General features: G+C 65.8%; 19 protein-coding genes. 9 read left to right on the plus strand and 10 right to left on the minus strand.

Going from position 1 to position 20358, the window contains the following annotated elements; translation table 11 throughout:
- Positions 1-19: 19 nt before the first annotated feature.
- Positions 20-928, minus strand: a complete 909-nt coding sequence (locus PCE31107_RS09755; RefSeq protein ID WP_150608056.1) for a LysR family transcriptional regulator — start codon at positions 926-928, stop codon at positions 20-22.
- Positions 929-1041: 113 nt separating this feature from the next.
- Here PCE31107_RS09755 and hmgA point away from each other — a divergent pair, with 113 nt between their 5' ends.
- Both hmgA and fahA read left to right on the plus strand, forming a co-directional pair.
- Positions 1042-2361 (plus strand): homogentisate 1,2-dioxygenase, encoded by a 1320-nt coding sequence (gene hmgA / locus PCE31107_RS09760; protein WP_130026099.1) that lies wholly within the window; start codon positions 1042-1044, stop codon positions 2359-2361.
- Positions 2362-2461: 100 nt separating this feature from the next.
- Positions 2462-3745 carry a fumarylacetoacetase gene (fahA, locus tag PCE31107_RS09765; protein WP_150608058.1) on the plus strand — a complete coding sequence of 428 codons (1284 nt, stop codon included), beginning with the start codon at positions 2462-2464 and terminating at the stop codon, positions 3743-3745.
- 106 nt (positions 3746-3851) lie between these two features.
- Here fahA and PCE31107_RS09770 read toward each other — a convergent pair whose 3' ends face one another.
- The 4 genes from PCE31107_RS09770 to astE all read right to left on the minus strand — a co-directional run bounded on the left by PCE31107_RS09770 (position 3852) and on the right by astE (position 8733).
- Positions 3852-4097 (minus strand): hypothetical protein, encoded by a 246-nt coding sequence (locus PCE31107_RS09770; protein WP_150608060.1) that lies wholly within the window; start codon positions 4095-4097, stop codon positions 3852-3854.
- Positions 4098-4224: 127 nt separating this feature from the next.
- Complete coding sequence (ydiK, locus tag PCE31107_RS09775) at positions 4225-5406, minus strand: AI-2E family transporter YdiK (protein ID WP_150608063.1); 1182 nt, start codon at positions 5404-5406, stop codon at positions 4225-4227.
- A gap of 131 nt (positions 5407-5537) precedes the next feature.
- Complete coding sequence (locus tag PCE31107_RS09780) at positions 5538-7079, minus strand: hypothetical protein (protein WP_150608065.1); 1542 nt, start codon at positions 7077-7079, stop codon at positions 5538-5540.
- A 598-nt stretch (positions 7080-7677) separates the two neighbouring features.
- Positions 7678-8733: a succinylglutamate desuccinylase gene (astE, locus tag PCE31107_RS09785; protein WP_150608067.1), complete on the minus strand. Its 1056-nt coding sequence runs from the start codon at positions 8731-8733 to the stop codon at positions 7678-7680.
- Between the two features lie 206 nt (positions 8734-8939).
- On the opposite strand from astE, the gene astD reads away from it, so the two are divergent.
- From astD to PCE31107_RS09815, 6 genes are all read left to right on the plus strand, one after another.
- Positions 8940-10421, plus strand: a complete 1482-nt coding sequence (gene astD / locus PCE31107_RS09790) for a succinylglutamate-semialdehyde dehydrogenase (RefSeq protein WP_150608069.1) — start codon at positions 8940-8942, stop codon at positions 10419-10421.
- A gap of 42 nt (positions 10422-10463) precedes the next feature.
- Positions 10464-11825 carry an N-succinylarginine dihydrolase gene (gene astB / locus PCE31107_RS09795; RefSeq protein ID WP_150608071.1) on the plus strand — a complete coding sequence of 454 codons (1362 nt, stop codon included), beginning with the start codon at positions 10464-10466 and terminating at the stop codon, positions 11823-11825.
- Positions 11826-11846: 21 nt separating this feature from the next.
- A complete protein-coding gene (locus PCE31107_RS09800; protein WP_150608074.1) occupies positions 11847-12416 on the plus strand; it encodes an NADPH-dependent FMN reductase in 570 nt (189 codons plus the stop codon).
- A 42-nt stretch (positions 12417-12458) separates the two neighbouring features.
- On the plus strand, positions 12459-12917 hold the full coding sequence (locus tag PCE31107_RS09805; RefSeq protein WP_246181776.1) for a DUF1488 family protein: 459 nt from the start codon (positions 12459-12461) through the stop codon (positions 12915-12917).
- Positions 12918-13110: 193 nt separating this feature from the next.
- Positions 13111-13329, plus strand: coding sequence for a DUF2964 family protein (locus PCE31107_RS09810; RefSeq protein ID WP_017232226.1), 219 nt, complete (start codon positions 13111-13113; stop codon positions 13327-13329).
- Between the two features lie 184 nt (positions 13330-13513).
- The gene (locus PCE31107_RS09815; RefSeq protein ID WP_246181777.1) at positions 13514-13684 is read left to right on the plus strand and encodes a DUF2964 family protein; all 171 of its coding nucleotides are present in this window, start codon (positions 13514-13516) and stop codon (positions 13682-13684) included.
- Between the two features lie 35 nt (positions 13685-13719).
- Here the strand turns inward: PCE31107_RS09815 and PCE31107_RS09820 are convergent, their stop codons facing one another.
- Positions 13720-14469: a class I SAM-dependent methyltransferase gene (locus tag PCE31107_RS09820; protein WP_150608076.1), complete on the minus strand. Its 750-nt coding sequence runs from the start codon at positions 14467-14469 to the stop codon at positions 13720-13722.
- A 167-nt stretch (positions 14470-14636) separates the two neighbouring features.
- Between PCE31107_RS09820 and PCE31107_RS09825 the strand changes: the two genes are divergently transcribed.
- Positions 14637-15926 (plus strand): TIGR03862 family flavoprotein, encoded by a 1290-nt coding sequence (locus PCE31107_RS09825; protein WP_281352567.1) that lies wholly within the window; start codon positions 14637-14639, stop codon positions 15924-15926.
- Between the two features lie 77 nt (positions 15927-16003).
- On the opposite strand, the gene PCE31107_RS09830 is transcribed toward PCE31107_RS09825, so the two are convergent.
- The 4 genes from PCE31107_RS09830 to PCE31107_RS09845 all read right to left on the minus strand — a co-directional run bounded on the left by PCE31107_RS09830 (position 16004) and on the right by PCE31107_RS09845 (position 20297).
- Positions 16004-17167, minus strand: a complete 1164-nt coding sequence (locus PCE31107_RS09830; RefSeq protein WP_150608077.1) for a methyltransferase — start codon at positions 17165-17167, stop codon at positions 16004-16006.
- 284 nt (positions 17168-17451) lie between these two features.
- Positions 17452-19377, minus strand: coding sequence for an FUSC family protein (locus tag PCE31107_RS09835; RefSeq protein WP_150608079.1), 1926 nt, complete (start codon positions 19375-19377; stop codon positions 17452-17454).
- Positions 19378-19397: 20 nt separating this feature from the next.
- Positions 19398-20048: an HAD-IB family hydrolase gene (locus PCE31107_RS09840; protein WP_150608081.1), complete on the minus strand. Its 651-nt coding sequence runs from the start codon at positions 20046-20048 to the stop codon at positions 19398-19400.
- Between the two features lie 6 nt (positions 20049-20054).
- A complete protein-coding gene (locus tag PCE31107_RS09845) occupies positions 20055-20297 on the minus strand; it encodes a hypothetical protein (RefSeq protein WP_150608083.1) in 243 nt (80 codons plus the stop codon).
- Positions 20298-20358 lie beyond the last annotated feature (61 nt).

Below are 20358 nucleotides of genomic sequence, written 5' to 3' on the forward strand. Positions count from 1 at the left end.
CAGCGTCAGGCGCTCGTCGTCACGACTCGGCGAAGTGCTCCGAAATCAATTGGCGTAGCCACTGATTCCCGCCGTCCTGATGGTAGCGACGGTGCCAGAACACATTCGTTTGCAGCGCGGGCAGCCGGAGCGGCGGTTTGACGAAGCGCAGCCCGAACGGCGCGGCGGCACGCTCTGCAAACTTCTGCGGCACGGTGACCACGAGATCATTGACGCTCACGACGTACGGCACGGCGATGAAATGGGGGACCCAGACATTCGCGTCGGCCCCGAAGCCGGCCTGTGCCAAGAGTTGATTCACGCGCGCATAAGGATTGTCGCCCGTGGCGACGAACAGATGGCGTGCGGCCTGGAATTCCGCCAGCCCTGCGTGCGGCGTGTCGAGGGCATGGCCGACGCGGAACAGACTCACATATTGCTGACGAAACAACCGGCGCTGGAAAAATGGCCCGGTCAGATCGTCGAACGCGCCCACCGCGAGATCGATGCGCCCCGACGCCATCGCGTCCTTCAGGTCGGGCAACGTCGCCCGGACGGTGCGCAGGTGTACCCCAGGCGCAAGCCGGGTGCATAGATCGACGAGCGCCGGCATGAAGTACACCTCCCCCACATCCGTCATTGCCAACGTAAACTCCCGCTGACTGCTCGCCGGATCGAACGCCTCCCGGTGATTGATGGCGCGCGCGATGCCGGCCAGGGCGACCGAGACCGGCTCGGCGAGCGCCTCGGCGAACGGCGTGGGTTGCATGCCCGCGCCGGTGCGCGTGAAGAGTTCATCGTCGAACGTCTGCCGCAGGCGGGCCAACCCGTTGCTCACTGCGGGTTGAGACAGGCCCAATTCGCGTGCGGCCTGCGAAATGCTCCGATGCATGAGTACCGCCTGAAAGACAACCAACAGGTTCAAATCGACGTCGCGTAAGGAAATCATGAGGTGGGGATATTATTCGCATTATGAATAGAGTAGATTCATCTATTTATATCGCAAAATGTCATCGCTTGCCGGACAATGTTTCCATTCGACATCAGGAGACGAGGCCACTCATGCGTCAAGCAGACCAAATCCAGGGGGAGCTGGGCTATCTGTCCGGCTTTGCCAACGAGTTCGCGACCGAGGCGTTGCCTGGCGCGCTGCCGATCGGGCAGAACTCGCCGCAGCGTGCGCCGTATGGCCTCTATGCGGAACAACTCTCGGGAACGGCGTTCACGGCACCGCGCGGCCATAATCGTCGCTCGTGGGTGTATCGCATCCGGCCCGCCGCGATGCACAAGCCGTTCACCGCCCTTGCGTCGTCGCGCTGGCTGAGCCGTTTCGACGACGTGCCGACGCCGCCCGACCAGTTGCGTTGGGACCCACTGCCGATGCCCGACGCGCCGACCGATTTTGTCGACGGCATGGTGACGATGGCCGGCAATGGCGGCCCGGATGCTGGGCGCGGTTGCGGCATTCATCTGTATGCAGCCAACCAGTCGATGGACGGTCGCTTCTTCTACAACGCCGACGGCGAGTTGCTGGTCGTGCCGCAGGAAGGGCGTTTGCGTATCGCGACGGAATTCGGCGTGCTCGACGTGGCACCCTATGAAATCGCCGTGCTGCCGCGTGGCGTGCGCTTCCGCGTGACGCTGCCCGATGGCCGCGCGCGCGGCTATGTATGCGAGAACTATGGCGCGTTGTTCCGTCTGCCGGATCTTGGCCCGATCGGCTCGAACGGCCTGGCGAATCCGCGCGACTTCCTCACGCCCGTGGCGGCCTATGAGGATGTCGAAGGCGACTTCGAGCTGGTGGCGAAGTTTGGCGGTGCGCTGTGGCGTGCCGACATCGGTCATTCGCCGCTTGACGTTGTGGCCTGGCATGGCAACTACGCGCCCTACAAGTACGATCTGCGTCACTTCAACACGATCGGCTCGATCAGCTTCGACCACCCGGATCCGTCAATCTTCCTGGTGCTGCAATCGCAAAGCAATGCGCCGGGTGTGGACGACATCGACTTCGTGATCTTCCCGCCGCGCTGGCTGGCGATGGAAAACTCGTTCCGTCCGCCCTGGTTCCATCGCAACATCGCCAGCGAGTTCATGGGGCTGATCCAAGGCGTCTATGACGCCAAGGCCGAGGGATTCGTACCGGGCGGCGCCAGTCTGCACAACTGCATGACGGGCCACGGCCCCGATGCGGACACGTTTGAAAAGGCCTCTGCCGCTGACACGAGCCAGCCGCACAAGGTCGACGCGACGATGGCGTTCATGTTCGAGACGCCGGCGATCATCCGCCCCACACGCTTCGCGCTGGAGACCCAGCAGCGGCAGGACAACTACTACACCTGCTGGCAAGGGTTGAAGAAGCACTTCAACCCGAACCAGAAGTAAGCGGCCTCGCGTCGCAACGTCGCCAACCTCTGACACGGCCGGCCGCACCCTTCGATGGTGCAGAGCCGGCCGATGCGCTATCTCAAACAAGGAATTCCATATGTCCGCACTCCCACAAAGCTGGGTCGCGTCCGCCAACACCGGCGTCACCGACTTCCCCCTGCAAAACCTGCCGTACGGCGTGTTCAACACCGCGTCGCAACCGACGCCGCGCGTTGGCGTGGCCATTGGCGATCAGGTACTGGACCTGGCGGCGCTCGAAGCCGCCGGCGTGCTCAAGGTCGCCGAGGCCGGTGGCGCGACGGTCTTCTCGCAGCCCGCCATCAACGCGTTCGTGGCACTGGGCAGCGCGGCGTGGCGCGCCACGCGCGCGCGCCTGACGTCGCTGCTCGCCGTGGGCGGCGATGCCGCCTTGCGTGAAAACGCGGCGCTGCGGGCTCAGGCACTTGTGCCGCTCGCACAGGTCACGTTGCATCTGCCGGTGCAAGTGCCCGGCTACACCGACTTCTATTCGTCGCGAGAGCACGCGACCAACGTGGGCAGCATGTTCCGCGATCCGGCCAACGCGCTGCTGCCGAACTGGTTGGAAATCCCCATCGGCTATAACGGCCGGGCCAGCTCGGTGGTCGTGAGCGGCACCCCGATTCATCGCCCGAACGGACAGATCAAGCTGCCCGACGCGCCGCGTCCGATTTTCGACGCCTGCCGCAAGCTCGACTTCGAACTCGAAACCGGCTTCATCGTCGGTCGTGAAACGTCGCTGGGCGACAGCCTGAGCGTGGACGCGGCCGAAGCGGCCATCTTCGGGATGGTGTTGCTCAACGATTGGTCGGCGCGTGACCTGCAGCAATGGGAATACGTGCCGCTCGGTCCGTTCAACGCAAAGTCGTTCGGCACGTCCATCTCGCCGTGGGTGGTGACGATGGAAGCGCTCGAACCGTTCCGCGTGGCCGGCCCCGAGCAGAATCCGCCGCCGGTCTCGTACCTGCAGCAGCACGGCAAGCATGCCTTCGACATCGCGCTGGAAGTGCTGATGCAAGCCGACGGCGATGCGCAGGCGACGTCCATCTGCCGCACCAACTTCCGTCACATGTACTGGAGCATGGCGCAACAGTTCGCTCACCATACGGTCTCGGGCTGTAATGTGCGCGTTGGCGACCTGATGGGCTCCGGCACGATCAGTGGCCCGACGCCGGACTCGTTCGGCAGCCTGCTCGAACTGACATGGAACGGCCAGAACCCGATCACGTTGGCCAGCGGTGCGAAACGCACGTATATCGAAGACGGCGATACCGTGGTGATGACCGGCTGGTGCCAGGGCGACGGTTACCGCGTGGGCTTCGGCGAAGTCTCGGGCCGGATCCTGCCCGCGAAGGCGAAATAAGCGCGGCCGGCGTGAGTCGCGCACGTATGCCCGGAGGTTTGCCGGGCATATTGACGGATGCACCCGCGACGCGTCGTTCCGGTTCTCCGGGCGGCGCGTTTGTCGTTTATGGTCGTGTCGACATCTCGCAGATGTGGGTGTGATCGAGGTGTGCCTGCGACAGTCGTTGCCACCACGGATTGATGCGGCCGACGATCAGGCTCGCGCTCACGCGGCAACGCGTGGGCGTATAAGCCAGTTCGTTGCCGACGCGGCGCAACAGCGGCGGGTCGCCGAAGCGGGCGCGGCGCGGCACGCGCGGCGAGCGCTGTGCGCGCGCAACAGGTAGCGGGGAGGCGGTGACGTGTGACATTTGATACTTCCCGTATTCATGTGAGGACGGGAAGTATTTAGCCACGTCGCGGCGCGCGGCAACAGGTGAAGATATCCGAAAAATGCGTCCGATGGGCGTGACAGCTCACTGTCGCAGACCGGGGCAATCATCGATGTTTGTCGTCCGGCACTGCCGGGGGCGGCTTCGGCGCCACCGCGCCAGTCGGCGACGCCTCTGGTACCGGCGCGTCGGACGTTGGCGCTGACGGTGCGCCGCTCGGCGACATCGGCGGACGGGCCAGCCCCTCATTGATCCACGCGTTCAGCAGCGTATAGGTCACAGCCAGAATCACCGGCCCGACGAACAGGCCAACGATCCCCAACGTCAACATGCCCCCCAGTACCCCCGCGAGAATCAACGTCATCGGCAGATCGGCCCCCCGGCGGATCAACATCGGTCGCATGACGTTGTCCAGCATGCCGATGAAGACCGAGAGCACCAGCAGCAGCGTGGCGAGCGTCGGACTGTCCTGCCAGTAGAGCCACGCCACGCTCGAGAGCAACACGGGGAACGGACCGATCTGGGCGACACACAGCACCAGCATCAGCGCCGTCAGGAAGCCCGACAGCGGCACCCCCGTCAGCCATAGGCCGAGGCCGCCGAGCAGCGACTGCGTCACGGCCGTGACCACGATCCCGAGCGCCACCGCGCGAATCGACATTCCGGCAAGCCGGACCGATTCTTCTCCCCGATCACCGCCGAGGCGCCGGGCCATGCGAATCAGCGCGCGCGCCGCACGCTCTCCCTGCATGAAGAGAATGCCGGAGATGATCAGCGTGAGGCCAAGGTGAACCACGAGCAGGCCGATCGACCCCAGCTTGGAGAATCCCCACGTCGCCGCCTTGACGGCATAAGGCTGAATCCGCGCGACGAGACCGCCGGGGCCGGCCGCTGCAAGCGCTTGCCACTCTTCGCTGGCGCGTTGGCCCACCACGGGGATGCGGATCAGCCAGTCGGGCGGCATCGGCAGGCCGCGTTGCCCGATGGAGTGCACTTGCTCGCTGATGTCGGAGGCGTGCCCAATCAGCGTGCCGATCGCGGCGGACAGCGGCGCGACGACGATCACGAGCATGCCGAAGATCATGACGGTAGTGGCGAGCCACCGTTTGCCCCACAGACGGCGTTGCAGGCCAACGAGCAATGGCCAGGTGGACGCGACGATCGTCACCGCCCAGATGAATGCCGGCAGAAACGGGAGCAGGACCCATAACGTGCCAATCATCAGCAGGCTGAGCACGAGAATCACGAGCAGGTTACGGGCGAGTTCGCTCGGGGTGGTGGAAAGCATGGGGCGCTCCGACAGGCAGGGGGGCGAACGCGCATCAACACGCGTCCGGACGTACGGGTTGCACGAAGTGTGCAGGTGAGAAGCACCATGCCACGGCTGTGCAGGCACGGCAAGTGCGCCGCGCAGGCGCCTCACAGGGGTGTTGTTTCGCGGGGCTCGTCGTCAGAGTCGTCGGATGATGCGCTGGGCCACCTTGTACGGCGCAGCGGTGGGCTCAGCGCGCCGGGCGCCGTCGTCGTGCCGTGTCGGCGTGACCCCGGCGGGCGAAGGCTCGCATGCCCGTCATCGACGTGGCGGTTGCCTGCGACGGGGGGCGAATCGGTGTGCGATGCGCGCGGGGCGGGGAGGGCGCGGATGGCGAGCGTCGGCGTTGGGACCTTGTTGTTGTTGACTTCTCCGGTAACGGCACCGTGCGGGCTGTTGGGGCGCATCGACATGGCGCTTGCCGTCGATACGCCCGAGTCGGCCATCGTGACCACCGTGATGGTGCTGATTTTCGGTCGCGGTGCACGACGTTCATGCGCAGTGCGAATGTCCTCGCGCTGCGCGGCGCTATGGCCGATCGAGAAGATGAGGCCGATGAGACCGTAGAGCACGTCGAGCACCGCGAAGACATGAGCGTCTTCCACCAGACTCGGAGAATCTTCGTCAGGCGCGAGCTGCGTGGCGTTCAGGGCATTGGCGCCGTCGTCCCATCGCGTCGCGTTGTCGCGGCCATGGCCGTGGGCCGAGCCGTCGCCCATCCATGCAAGGTAGTAGAACGTGGCCGTGAGCGCGAACCAGATGAGCCGGGGCGGGGCAGAGCGAAGCATGCCACGGACATCGCGGACGAACGCCTCCAGGCTTGCGGGTGCTTCCCGGTCGTCGGCCTCACGTCGCGCGGTCTCGATCAGCAACTCGGCCAGATTGTCCTGCGCGAGGATTTGCAGGCTGGCGTTATGCCGACTCGTGCCCAACTGGTGGATGATCGGCAACAGCGTCGATCCTGGGATGGGCGCCAGTGGAATTTCCAGCGCGGCGTGGAGGGTGTCGCCGAATCGCCGGGTGAAAATCCCAGGAAACCAGCGCGACACGCCGCGTTCAATGCCGTATCGGGCCCCGTTGCGCAGCACTCCGTAACAAAATACGAAGCCGAGCACTTGTGCAAAGGCCGCCCGATAAGGGGTCGAGAGGATCGCGCTCAGTCCTTCCAGGTCAGGCGCCGGCGTCGTGCGCGCGATCCGGTTGCGGTACTGCCGCTGGGTCACGTTGAAGCCCGCCATGCCGAGCAGATTGATCAGCACGATCGCCAGTGCGGCCACCGGCGGCCAGAGCGTGGCTTGGGAACGGGTGGGATCGGTCGTCTCCGTCAACAACGAGGCGAGCGTCGAGCCGACGGCGAACGGCAGCGCGTCGCGCAGGGTGCCGATGCAGAAAGTGCGCCAGGAGAACGCCGGTCGCTGCTCGCGCAAGAGCGCTTCCAGACGATCGCTCACGTTGTCAACGTCGAACCCATGGAGGGCAAGCGTTCGGGCCTGGCGATGCAGATGCGTGTGCAAGGTGTCGTGCCACGGCTGCGTCGCCATGTCGCCGGGCGCTGGCAGGCCCTCAGGCCAAGGAGGCGCAAGCGGCGTGAGTGGGGTGCGCCATCCGTTGGTGACGGCGGGCGGACCCAACGCATTCAGGGCCGGCAAGGCAACCTCCTGCCATAGCGCATCGAAGATACGTAGCGCGCGGCTTGCGCCCGGTCCCGCGTACATGTCGATCGTGAAGGTGGGGGCGTCGACTGTCGACGGCCGAGTCGGGGCGGGGGGGGCCGAGGACGTCCGAAGTGCGGGGCGTGGTGCGAACTCCGCAGGCTCTCTGAGCGCGCCTGGTCTCGGGCACGCGTACGTCCGTGTCATGGGCGCGGTCGGCGACCCGGCCGCGAGGCTGTCCTGCGCGGCAGCTTGCTGGGCGCGCGCGAAATCCTCCTCCAGCGGGGTGACGGGCTCGCGTCGCTCGGCGTCGGTCACTTCGGTGGTTGCGAGCGGGGTATCGGACGCAAGAAGGATGGTTGGAAGGCACGAGAAGCAGTTGCGGAGCATGGCGTCGTGGGCAGGACTAGGCTGGCGGCGAGTTGCCGGGCCTCAGGCAGGAAGGGACGAAATGAAGCGGGCGATGCTACGCCCGTCTGCCCTTGACGGCCACGCCTGAACAGTCGTTTGAAGTCGTTCATTCGCGAAGTTGCGTAGCGGCTTCAGGCCAGTCCGCGATGCGTGATCGGGCATTGACCAGCCTTTGCGTCACACGTTACGCATCGGGCACGACCATGACCCCGGCACGAAGTCCGTTCGCGACATCGGGATTGGGAAACACGATGCGCTCCTCCGGATGCGAAACCGTATAGGTGGTCTCGCCGTCGCGCGCCAGCACAGTGCCGGCGACGTAGGGCGTGAAGTTCGGTGTGTCGGCCGGAACGTCGAGCACGAATGCGTCCGTGCGGCGCACGATCTCGGCGGCCACGCGAAAGCGTCGGGCGCGCGGCACCTTGCCGTCGTCGCGCTTGCCCATCTGCGCGCCGCACAGCCAACGGCGCAGGGCGGCGTCGATGCCGGCAAAATCGTCAAGACGGTTTTGCCCGAAAGGCGCGACTTTTCCCAGCTCGAGCGTGCAGCTCTCGGCGCCGAAGTTCGCACAGGTGTAATACGAGAACGTGACGGACGGCTGCTCGGTCAACATCACCGCGTCGATATCGGCCGCGGCAAGCGTCTCGATCCAGTCGTCGCTTGCTGGACGCTGCGGCGGACTCGGCACCACCGCGAAGCGGGGGAAGAGTGACGCGCGAATCGCCGTGTGCATGTCCACGTGCCGACGCAGGCGACGTACGTCGCGCGTCTCGGCGAAAAACTGCGCCACGATCACTTCGAGTTCACGCGCGCGCTGCACGGCGGGCGACTCCGCACGCTTGGCGTGAGCGCCCTGGAACAGCCGGTTCAGGTCGTATTCGAGATAACGCTTGCCGGCACGTACGGCGTCCGGGTTGCCAAGCACGACGAGCACACGCTCGCGCAACGTCAGGCGGCCGTCGGCAATGTCACGCAGAATGCCGGCAACGATCTCGATCGGGGCGGTTTCATCGCCGTGAATACCGCACGAGAGGACGGCGTCGAAGCGTTGACCGCCGGGCGCGTCGATCGTGCCGGTGACCTGGCGCGCGTCGGCGGGTGTCAGTTCGAGCACCCCTTCAGCGTGGCGTTGCCAGCGTACGCCACAGGGCTCGATACCTTCGCTGGGGACACTGTCGTGCGATTCGCGCACGTCGCTTAGCCAGTGGCGCAGGGCCGAACGATTGGCGTCGGTCATCATGAAGGATCTCCAGAAATGCAGACTCGTATTTTATGCGCGTCGTTGGCCGGTTCGGTGTATCGCGTCGCGCATGCAGCGCAACGCCCTGTTCATGCGGATTTGCCGCTTCGCTCTGTGCGCTCGCATTGTTCCGGCGGTCGAATCCATGTCATCATGACCCGCATCGCACGCCGTTCCATCGAGCGTGGCCTTGGGGATTGCCGTTCATGACCGATCTGTACGTCGAAGGTGTCTGGCGCACTGCCAACGGGGCGCAATTCCGCGCGCTCGATCCCATGTCGGGCGATGTCGTGTGGCAGGGCCATGCGGCGGATGTGGCCGATGTCGACGCCGCCGTCCAGGCCGCGCGTCGTGTGCAGCGCGATTGGGCGCGTCGAAGTGTCGACGAGCGACTGGCCGTGTTGCAGCGCTTTGCGGCGATCGTGACCGCGCAAGCCGAAACGCTTGCCGACGCCATCGGTCGAGAGACCGGCAAGCCCCTGTGGGAAGCGCGCACCGAAGTGGCGACGATGGCGGCGAAGGTCACGCATTCGGCAAAAGCCTACCAGGAGCGCACGGGCGAGCGACGCAGCGCCGTGGCGGACGGGCAGAGCGTCGTGCGCCATCGGGCGCATGGCGTGATGGCCGTTTTCGGACCGTACAATTTCCCCGGGCATCTCCCTAACGGGCATATCGTGCCGGCGCTACTCGCGGGCAACAGCGTCGTATTCAAGCCCAGCGAACTGGCGCCCGGCGTGGCCGAACGAACGATGCGGTGCTGGATAGAAGCCGGCCTGCCGCCGGGGGTATTGAACCTCGTGCAGGGCGGGCGCGAGACAGGGGCGGCGCTCGCCGCGCATGACGGTATCGACGGGCTGTGCTTCACCGGCAGTTCCGCCACGGGCCGCGCGCTGCATCGGCACTTCGCAGGGCGTCCCGGCAAGCTCCTCGCGCTCGAGATGGGCGGCAACAATCCGCTGATCGTCGATACGCCTGCCGATATCGACGCTGCCGTCCATGTGACGGTTCAATCCGCTTTCCTCTCGGCAGGGCAACGTTGCACCTGTGCCCGACGCTTGCTCGTGCCGCGGGGGCCGCACGGCGACGCGTTCATCGAACGGCTGGCGTGGGTGACGCAACGCATCGTCGTCGGACGTTACGATGCCGATCCGCAGCCATTCATGGGCGCGGTCGTGTCGCTTCAGGCGGCGCGTCGCATGACGGCGGCTCAGGCCGACCTGATGACGCTTGGCGCCCGATTGATCCTTCCGCTCGCCCAGCCGGACGGTCGCTCGGCATTGCTCACGCCGGGGCTGATCGATGTCACGTCGCTGGCCGCGCGCGATGCGCTACCCGACGAAGAATATTTCGGCCCGTTGCTCCAGGTGCTGCGCTACGACACGTTCGACGACGCCCTCGCGCTGGCGAATCGCACGCGCTATGGGCTGGCGGCCGGTCTGGTGTCCGACGATCCCGCGCGTTACGAGCAGTTTCTCGCCGACATCCGCGCGGGTATCGTCAACTGGAATCGGCCGACGACAGGCGCGGCCGGGGCGGCGCCGTTCGGGGGGATCGGCGAGTCCGGCAACCACCGTCCCAGCGCGTGGTACGCGGCCGATTATTGTGCTTACCCGATCGCGTCGATGGAGGCCCCGCGGGTGATCCTGCCCGAGCACCTCAGTCCGGGCCTGGACTTTGCCGCGTGCTGATCTTTCTATCTCGACTTTTTTTCCGCTTTCCCAGGAATGGATATGACGCATTTCGCCCTCGAAGCCAACTTCGATGGACTGGTGGGTCCCACGCATAATTATGCGGGGTTGTCTTTCGGCAACGTTGCCTCCGCAAACAACGCCAATCGCGTATCGAATCCGCGCGAGGCAGCGCTGCAAGGGCTGGCCAAGATGAAGGCGTTGGCCGATCTGGGCTACGCCCAGGGCGTCTTGCCGCCGCAAGAGCGTCCGTCGGTTGCCTTGTTGCGCACGCTTGGCTTCTCGGGCGACGACCGGGCGGTCATACGCGAGGCGGCTCGCACGGCGCCCGAGGTGCTCGGTGCGGCAAGTTCGGCCGCGAGCATGTGGACGGCCAACGCCGCCACCGTCAGCCCCTCGGCGGACACGGCTGACGGCCGGGTGCATTTCACGGCGGCCAATTTGTGCAGCAAGTTGCATCGCGCGTTCGAGCACGACACGACGTCACGCGTGCTGCGTACTGCGTTCCCGGACGAAGCCCGCTTTGCTCACCATGACGCCTTGCCGGGCTGGCCGTCCTTGGGCGACGAGGGCGCGGCGAATCATACGCGGCTGTGCGGAGCCTACGGGGAGCGCGGGGTCGAGTTCTTCGTCTACGGACGAGACGATCTGGCGAACGCGCCAGCACCGCGCCGGTTCCCTGCACGCCAGACGCTGCAGGCGAGTCAGGCGATTGCCCGTCTGCACGGGCTGGCGTCTGACGACGTGGTGTTCGCACAGCAGCATCCCGACGCCATCGACGCCGGCGTCTTCCATAACGATGTGATTGCCGTGGGCAATGGCAACGTGCTGTTCTGCCATGCCCGTGCGTTCGTCGATCAGGCGGCGGTGCTTGCGACGCTTCGCGAGCGGCTGGCGGCCCGGGGCACCTCGCTGGAGGTGGTGGAGGTCGGCACGGACGACGTCTCGATCGAGGACACCGTCGGCAGCTATCTTTTCAACAGCCAGTTACTTGCGCGTGCACCCGCCGCGGGCGGCGGGATGTCGCTGGTGGTGCCGCAGGAGTGCCGTGAACGTCCGGCCGTGTGGCGCTTTCTCGAATCGCTGGTGGCCAGTGGCGGTCCGATTCGCGAGTTGCACGTGTTCGACTTGCGCGAGAGCATGCGCAACGGCGGCGGGCCGGCGTGCCTGCGTCTGCGTGTGGTGCTGACCGACGACGAGCGCAAGGCTACCCACCCAGGGCTCTGGATCGACGATGCACGGTACGCCACGCTCACCGAATGGGTGAAGCGCCACTATCGTGACCGGCTGGCCGTGGGCGATCTTGCCGACCCAGCCTTGCTCGACGAGAGCCGCAGCGCCCTCGACGACCTCACGCAATTGCTCGACCTGGGCAGTCTGTATTCATTTCAACGCGGCGCGTAAGCGCCATCGGGAGTCGACGCGATGACGACGATCATTGGTTTGTCCGGCAGCCTGCGCAAAGGCTCATTCAACACGGCGCTGCTGGCGGCGGCGAAGGCGGTGGCGCCGGCCGGCGTCACGCTGGACATCCGCACATTGCATGGCATTCCGCTATATGACGGCGACGTGGAAGAAAGCGAGGGCATTCCCGCCGCCGTCGCCACGCTGAAGGACGCCATCGCACAAGCCGACGGCTTGTTGCTCGCAACCCCGGAGTACAACAACGGCATGCCGGGCGTGTTCAAGAATGCGCTCGACTGGCTATCGCGGCCACCTGCCGATAGTGCGCGAGTGTTCCGCGACAAGCCCGTGGCGATCATGGGGGCGTCACCCGGCGGCTTCGGCACGATTCTGAGCCAGAACGCATGGATGCCGGTGCTGCGCACGCTGCAGACTACGCCCTGGTGGCAGGGGCGCCTGATGGTGTCGCACGCAAACAAGATCATCGATGCCGACGGGAATCTCCAGGACGACGCCGTTCGTCAGCAACTGACCGCGTTCGTCACGGGATTCGTCGAATTTCTCGAGTGCAGAGCGGGTATGAATGGGTAATTACTGATATAAATCAATTGGTTGCATTAATTTTCTCGCGTGATGGATGCGATGATGGGGCGTGCGGAACCTGGTCCAATCGCCAATGACGAACCGATAAGCGATGCGACTCACGGATTGTTCGGCGATGCACTATGCTGGATGCAACGTATCAGCCGATGCGTCGAACGCGTCCTTTCGTCAGCCGGGGGTGCAACCATGCAAATCGAGTTTCCGGATCACCGTCCCGTATTCAACTATGAAGATCTGACGATTGAGTTCGCGGTTGTCGTCAATGGTCGGCCGATCGATTGCGCCGTGTCGGCCGAAGCCCTGGAAGATCATTTCGGTGCCTACTCGGCACGCGCGGACGATTTGTTGCACGCCTTCGAACACGGGCGAACGGATATTCATGCGCTCACGCGTGAATATCTGACGATGGGGCTTTCGGGCCCCGTATTGTTACGCAGCGGGCACTTTCGCTGGGTACGCGAAGCCAGGCGGCAAGCCGCCCGGCGTTGAGCGACGCACATCGTCGTGCACCTCCGACGTTCCGCCAAGGGAAGACTTTTCTTTGCCGACTTGATTCGTGTCAAACCCGTGAATGTTTCGTCATACGACGCAATAGGCGAGCCGCAAGGATCGGCGTAAGCTGACGTTGCTGCTTGAGCGGTTACGTCAGCGGCACCCTCGTCGATCACGATCAGGAGTCGCTATGGGTTCGGAATTTCGCGTCGTCATCGCCTCGATCGCGGCCTTCATGACGCTGGCCGGCGCGTTCGCCACCATCCACGGTTTGCTCTACGACCAAACGCACGTCATGAAGGGCGGCGTGGTGACGGTGCTGTTCGGTATTCTGTTTATCGTGGCGATGCTCACGCCCTGGCCGAGCGACGACGAGCGCGATTCCAAGGATACCCAGCGCAAGCCCTGAGTCGGGCTAACCGTTTGGTTCACCGCGTTCTACACTGGTAAGTGAGGGACGCCGTCGAAGTCAGCCGAAAGTCGTGCAGCCCTGGCCGGGCAAGCCCCGGATCGGGCCGATTTCCCCGCATGAAACGCTTCGCAACGCGCGTGGTCTCGTTGCGAGGTGCCATATGTGTTCCGATACCCGCGTCGTGATTGCCTCCATCGCCGCATTCGTGACGCTCGGAGGCATATTCGCCACCATTCATGGTCTGCTGTTCAACCTGCCGGAGGTGTCGCGCTACGGCGTGGCCGCGGTTTTGGTGGGGGCGACGTGCACGGCCACGATGCTTATTCCCTGGGGGGCGCGCGACGAGTCGTGACGTGACGCGTCGTCAGACGCGTCCACGCGGGCATTTCAGCCCGCCGGTTTGGCCAGGCGTGCCCGCAGGCAAAGGAAGGCGGGCGCTTGCGAGAGTTCGCGGTAAAGCCTTGGGTCGACGGTGGCCATCTCCGGCAGCGGCAGCGGTTCGACCATGCGCTCGAGTTGCCAGCCGGCGTCTGCCGCGGCATTCAGAATGGCCGCGAGCGGTCGCCGGTATGACTCCACATAGGGCTTCGGCTCCCCGAAGCCGCTCCAGTACATGCCAAATCGCGTGACGTCGAAGTAGGGGCGGTTGCGCCGGGTGCGCTCGTCAAGCCAGTCGCGCATCGGATGCCCCATCGACCAGACGAGCGTCGCGCCGGGCTTGGCAACCCGCGCGAACTCGCGAAACGTCGGTCCGAGGTCTTCCACGTAATCGAGCGCGAGGGCGCTGACGATGGCGTCGAAGCGATGGTCGGCCAGCGAGGAGAACGGCGCGCCCAGGTCCTGCACGTCGAACGTCGCCGCCAGTCCTTCGCAGCGCTTTCTCGCCAGCGCGATCATCTCCGGTGTGACGTCGATGCCGTGCACGCTCGCCCCTTGTTCGGCGAGCCACGCACTGTTGATACCCGGGCCGCAGCCGGCATCGAGAACATGCAGGCCGCCGACGTTGCCGAGCAGGTGGCGCGTGGCAGGGCGCTCGTAAAGGGCGTTATGCGGTTTGGTCACGGCAATCTCGGCGTAGCGCTCGGCGAAACCTGCGTAAGCGGTGCGTCCGATCGACGTGGGATCGGCTGAGGACATGCGCGACTCCAGGGGGAAGCATGAATGGGGGGCGATTGTAACGCCAAAGCACGGACGGTCTTGCCGGTGCTGTGGGACAATAGCGGCCTTCGCCGCCGCGCCTGCGCGTATCCCGCGCCCGCCCGGCATCGTGCGACAGCCGTGATTTCGCGACATCATTTCCAAGCATGCCCCCATCCAGCGCTTCTCTCTCGCCGTCTGACACTTCGACCCTTGCCCTCGCCGAGACGATCGACGTGGCCGTGATCGGGGCGGGCCCCGCGGGTCTGATGGTGGCCGAGGTGCTGTCGGCGGCGGGGTGGCGCGTCGATGTATACGACGCCATGCCGTCGGTCGGGCGCAAGTTCCTCATGGCCGGCAAGGGCGGTATGAATCTCACGCACAGCGAGCCTGCGGAGCCGTTCGTGGCCCGGTACGGCAAACGTGCGGTCGCAGTGGCACAGTGGTTGCGCCGGTTCAGCGCGGACGATGTGCGCTCATGGGCCCATCGGCTGGGCATCGATACCTTTGTCGGCAGTTCCGGTCGCGTTTTTCCCGTCGACATGAAAGCGGCACCGCTGTTGCGGGCATGGCTTACCCGGTTGCGCGCGGCGGGGGTGCGGCTCCATGTGCGGCATCGCTGGCTGGGCTGGGACGCCCGGGCGTCGGCCGGTCCGGACGATTTGCGGTTCGCCACCCCCGGGGGCGAGCGCCGCGTGCGGGCGAGGGCCGTGGTGCTGACGCTGGGCGGCGCGAGTTGGCCGCAACTGGGCTCTGACGCCGCCTGGGTGACGTGGCTACGCGATCACGGCGTAGCGGTCGCACCGCTGTTGCCGGCCAATGCGGGCTTCGAGACGGACTGGACGCCGCACATGCGCGAGCGGTTCGCGGGCCATCCGGTGAAGTCGGTCACGATGACCTTGCGTGACGGCACGACGCGCAAAGGCGAGTTCGTCGTCTCGGCGCAGGGTATCGAAGGCAGTCTGGTGTATGCGTTGTGCGCCCCTATTCGCGATGCGATTCGTGCCGATGGCAGCACGCAGGTCTATTTGGATCTGTTGCCGGACTGGGGTCTCGAGCGTGTCGTCGAGGAAGCGGGCCGGCCACGAGGCTCGCGCTCGATGGCGAGCCATCTGCAGAGTCGCCTGGGGCTTGCGGGCGTGAAGTCGGCGTTGCTGCGCGAGTGTCTGCCGCGTGAGGCGTTCGACGACCCGGCGGCACTGGCCGCCGGCATCAAGCGTTTGCCGTTGACGCTTTTGCGAACGCGCCCGATTGCCGAGGTCATCAGCAGTGCCGGGGGTGTCGCGCTGGAAGCGCTGGACGCGCGGTTGATGGTCAAGACATTGCCCGGCGTGTTTTGCGCTGGGGAGATGCTCGATTGGGAAGCGCCCACCGGCGGCTATCTGCTCACGGCGTGCTTTGCGAGCGCTTGCGTAGCGGGCGACGGCGCCACTGCCTATCTTCAGGCCCAGCGCTGATATCGCGCGAGCCCGGTGGCGGGGTGGCCGCCGGGCGTGGTCTACGTCAACCGAACGTCAGCCGAGATCGCTGACCCTCAAGCCGGACGAACGCCGAGACGCCACAGCGAGGTCACTTCGGCGGCGCGCGCCGCATGCAGCGGATCGTTCGCGTCGCTGGCCTTGGGATGATGCGGGCGCACGTCGTGACGCGCGAGCACCACCAGGCCAGCGCCGTGAATCCACGAGAGCAAGGTCTCGCGCGTGCGCAAGCCCAGATGTTCCGCCAAGTCGGACAGTACCAGCCAGCCTTCGCCGCCAGGAGTCAGGTGGGCGGCGAGGCCGTTCAGGAAGCCCTTGAGCATCTGGCTGTCCGGATCGTAGATCGCGTGCTCGATGGGTGCGTTTGCCTTGGCCGGCACCCACGGCGGGTTGCAGACGATCAGCGGTGCGCGGCCCTCGGGAAACAGGTCGGCATCGACGATCTTCACGGCGCGATCGAAACCAAGCTGCGAAATGTTCTCGCGTGCACACGCCAGGGCACGGGCATCGCGCTCCGTACCGACGACCTGCTGCACGCCGCGACGGGCAAGCACCGCGGCAATCACGCCGGTGCCCGTGCCAATGTCGAACGCCAGCGTCTTGGCCGGCAGCGGCGCCTGGTCGATCAGTTGGAGATACTCGCCACGTACAGGGGAATACACGCCGTACCAAGGGTGAATCGACGCGGCCAACGCGGCAATCGGCACACCCTTCTTGCGCCATTCATGGGCCCCGATCAAGCCGAGGATTTCGCGTAGCGATGCCACCGAGGGGGTGGCGTCCGGCGCGCCCCAAGCTTCGGCGCACGCCTCGCGAACGTCCGGCGCGCGACGCAACGGAATGCCATAGTCAGCTTCCAGCGGTATCAGCACCATGCCAAGGATGCGAGCACGCTGCGCTTGCGCCATCCGATACTTGTTGAAGGCGTCGGCCGGACTGGCGACCACCGCCTCACCCTTGGCCGAAGGCTTGCGACGCGCACGATGCGGCGGACGATCCACCCGCCTCGCCATCGCCTGCAGCAACTGACGCGCATTCTGGTAGTCGCCTCGGTACAGCAACGCCGTTCCGCCACAGGCAAGATGATAGGCCTCGTCTGCCGTCACGGTGTCGTCAACGACTTCCACTCGGCGCGGTGGCGTTACGCCAGCTTCGGAACGCCAGCGTGCAGTCACGGGGCGACCGTCTTCGGTCCAGGCTAGCGTCGGGGTAGTGTTCATGCGATGTCTTATGAATAGCGTGGCGGCGCACGGAAGCTTGGGCGGGGCACCCCCCCTCTGACGGGGAACCTGTCTCTGTCGGGAGATCAACTTCTGTCGGGAAGCCCGCCCCAGACGGACCGGAGCCCCTTTCCGCCTCTCAAACATAAACCCAACTCGCTGCAGAAAGGGGCTCCGGTCCGTCTTCCTCACTTCCCTCAGGATGCGCCGGAAGCCCGCATTATGCCTGCGTTGTCTCCCCTCCGACCGGAATCAGTGCCGCCCGGTTGCCGCCAACATGCCGCTCAGCCCGCCTTTTTCGCATCGCCGAACAACACGCCAATGGCCGCGCGCAAAGCCTCGTCCAACCCCGGATCTATGCCCGCTGCCAGCGCCGATGGCATCACCGGCCCCAACCCACCATGCCGAATCGCCGCCGCCATCCGCGTCAGCACCGCCGCCCCCGGAGCGACCTGCGCGTCATGCGCCCCCGCTCGGGGAGCGATGTCCGTAATGGCATCGGCCACCCGCTCCAAGGCCATGAGCGCCGGCCACCAGCGCGCCGCCCGACGACTCACCATCGGCGGTTCGGACAACGCCCGCTGTAATGCAATACGCGCGTCGTCGAGCGCTTTGTATGCCACCCGCCGTGCACCAAACGCTGCATCGACATTTTGCGTGTCGGCAAGCGCCGCATATCGACCCAGCGCATCGAGTGCATTGGCAACGCGCTCGTCGAGTTGATGCCGCTCCCACTTGGCCCAGGGTAAATACCCCACGAGCAACACGATCGCGCACGCCGCCACGGCATCGATGAACCGCGCAAATGCAATGCCCTGACTGCCCGGCTGCAATGCGCCCATCACCAACATCAGGATCGGGAGCAACAAGGCGCTGAATAACCCGTAATTGCGCCGCAACGCCCACGGCAGACACGCCGCCAGCGGGACAAGCACGGCAAGACTGACCCACCCGTTCCGGTCGATGGCAACGACGGCCGCCGAGACGGCAACGCCGACGATACTGCCCAGGCCACTCTGCAACGCGCGGGCGAACACGGAGCCATAGTTCGGCTTGAAGATGACCACGACGATGAGCGGCACCCAGTAAGACCGCGGCAGCGCCGTGAGCGCAATGAAGATCTGCGCGGCCAGCACGCACAAGCCAATTCGCAGCAAGTACCGCCATACGTCGGGCCACGGCCACTTCGGTATCCATTGCCGTCCGGGCGTGGCACGCGCCCGATGACGCGCCAAGGCAATCAGGGGTGCTTCGGCCGCATGCACAGTGCCAGTGAGTAACGGCTCCGCGCGATGCAACGCCGCCGCGAGCGCCGGCGCATGGTTGTCTTTCGCCATCGCCACCGTCGCCGCCATGTCGAGCTGCCCATCGCGCGCAATGCGCCGGGCAATACCGTACAACGCGCGTCCGAGTGGTGCGGGAAGCGGCCTGCCGCCCTGTGCAAGGCCGATGACGGCCGAGGTGATGGGCTCGGCCGCCAGAATCTGGGCGGCCCTGCGCTCAAGCACTTCCCACCCGCCCGCTGTGCTCGCACGCGCGCTCAACAGCGTGTCGTAGGCCGCAGCAATGGCGTTCTCGAGCGAGCGGCGCGCGAGCCTGACGCGCGGCGTACCGCTCGCGTCGAGCACGTTGGCCAGTTGCTGGTAGACGGCGGCGACGGCGTCGCGCTCGGCGGCGCCCGGGTGCCGCAGCCAGTGAACGGCCATGAGCAGCACGCTGAAGACCCCGCCCGCCGCAAGCAACAGCGGTGCGCGCCATTCGGGCGGCGCAAGGGCCAGGCCCCAGCCGACGATCAGGTAGACGGCGCCCTGCAAGGTCGCCGCCGACGCGACGTTGCCGAACGTGCCGATGAAGCTGAGCAGCAGGATCGCCGCTTGCAGCAGCCCATGCGCGGCCCACGGGTGCGACATGCCGAGATCGTGGATGAGCATGCCGGTGTAGAAGCCCATGACGCCGGTAGCGACGGTCAGCAATATGGAGCGCGCCCGCGTGTGATAGGGGCCGGTTCGGTCGCCGACGATGGCGGGCAGCGCGCCGAGCGCGATGAGCGAGGCCTCTGCGCCATGACCGATGGCCGCGCCGATGGCGGTGGGCACGGCAACGGAGAGCGCCGCATGCACCGCGTCCCATCGGGAGAATGCCACCGGTTCGAGTCGCACCAGCCGCGACAGCCAGGCAACGCGGCGGCCGGGCTCTGGCGTCGTGGGCATGTGCGAACGATCCGTCGTCGTCAGGACGCCTGCCGCGATGCGTCGGCATCGGGCAGTGGCATGAGCTTGCCCTGACCACGGATCCAGGCGTAATCGGCGCGCTCGGCCATCTCTTTGTCGCCACGGCTGTCGCCATAGACGAACAGCACGCGTGGCGGCGACGCCGCCCACCAGGCTTCGAGACGCCGCACTTTTTCCGGTCCCCAGCAATTCGGCTCGGCAAATTGGCCGGAGAAACGACCGAGTTCGTCATACGCCAGCTCGGTAGTGAGAACGGCGTCGAAACCGACCGAGGTGGCCCATAGGCGCAAGTACAAGCCGAGTGAGGCGCTAACCAGTACGATGCGGTGTCCCATCGCCCGGTGCTGTCGCAAACGCGCGAGCATCTCGGGACGAAGCAGGCGGGGCAAATGTTGCGTGATGAACCGCTTGGCATCGTACTCGAGCTGAGCCCGTGTGCGTGCACCCAGCGACGCACGCAGGAACGCGGCCTTAGCGGTGCCCCGGTCGACCACACGCAGCGCCGCGCCGATCAGCCATGGCGAAGCGAGCAGGGCGCCAGCCACGAAGCGCGGCGTGCCGACCGTCTCGCGCACGAAGATGCGAAGACTGTCGGTGGTGGAAAGGGTGCCGTCGAAATCGAAGGCGGCGACGATCGAGGTGTCTCGCATGCGAGGTCAGCGCGCGCTGGAGCACGGCGCGGCAGTCGCCGCCGCCGATGCTGCGCCGCGTGAGTCGGCGAAGGCGACCAGATGCGGCCAGCGTTCGCGCGCCTGCCGGTTGGCAACGATCGCTTGTTCGTCGCGATAGAACGGCAGCACATCGACGCCGACGACCTCGCGCAACCGATCGATATCCGACGGATAACGATGCTCGATCGTCGCGTCGGCGGTTTGCGGGTTGGGCGTGACAGTTGTCATGGGCAACGTGACCTTGGCGGATGAGGGTTCGGTCTGGCGCATGCAAGGCATTGTATAGGTG

Origin of the sequence: Pandoraea cepalis (genome assembly GCF_902459625.1) — a bacterium.
GTDB lineage: Bacteria > Pseudomonadota > Gammaproteobacteria > Burkholderiales > Burkholderiaceae > Pandoraea > Pandoraea cepalis.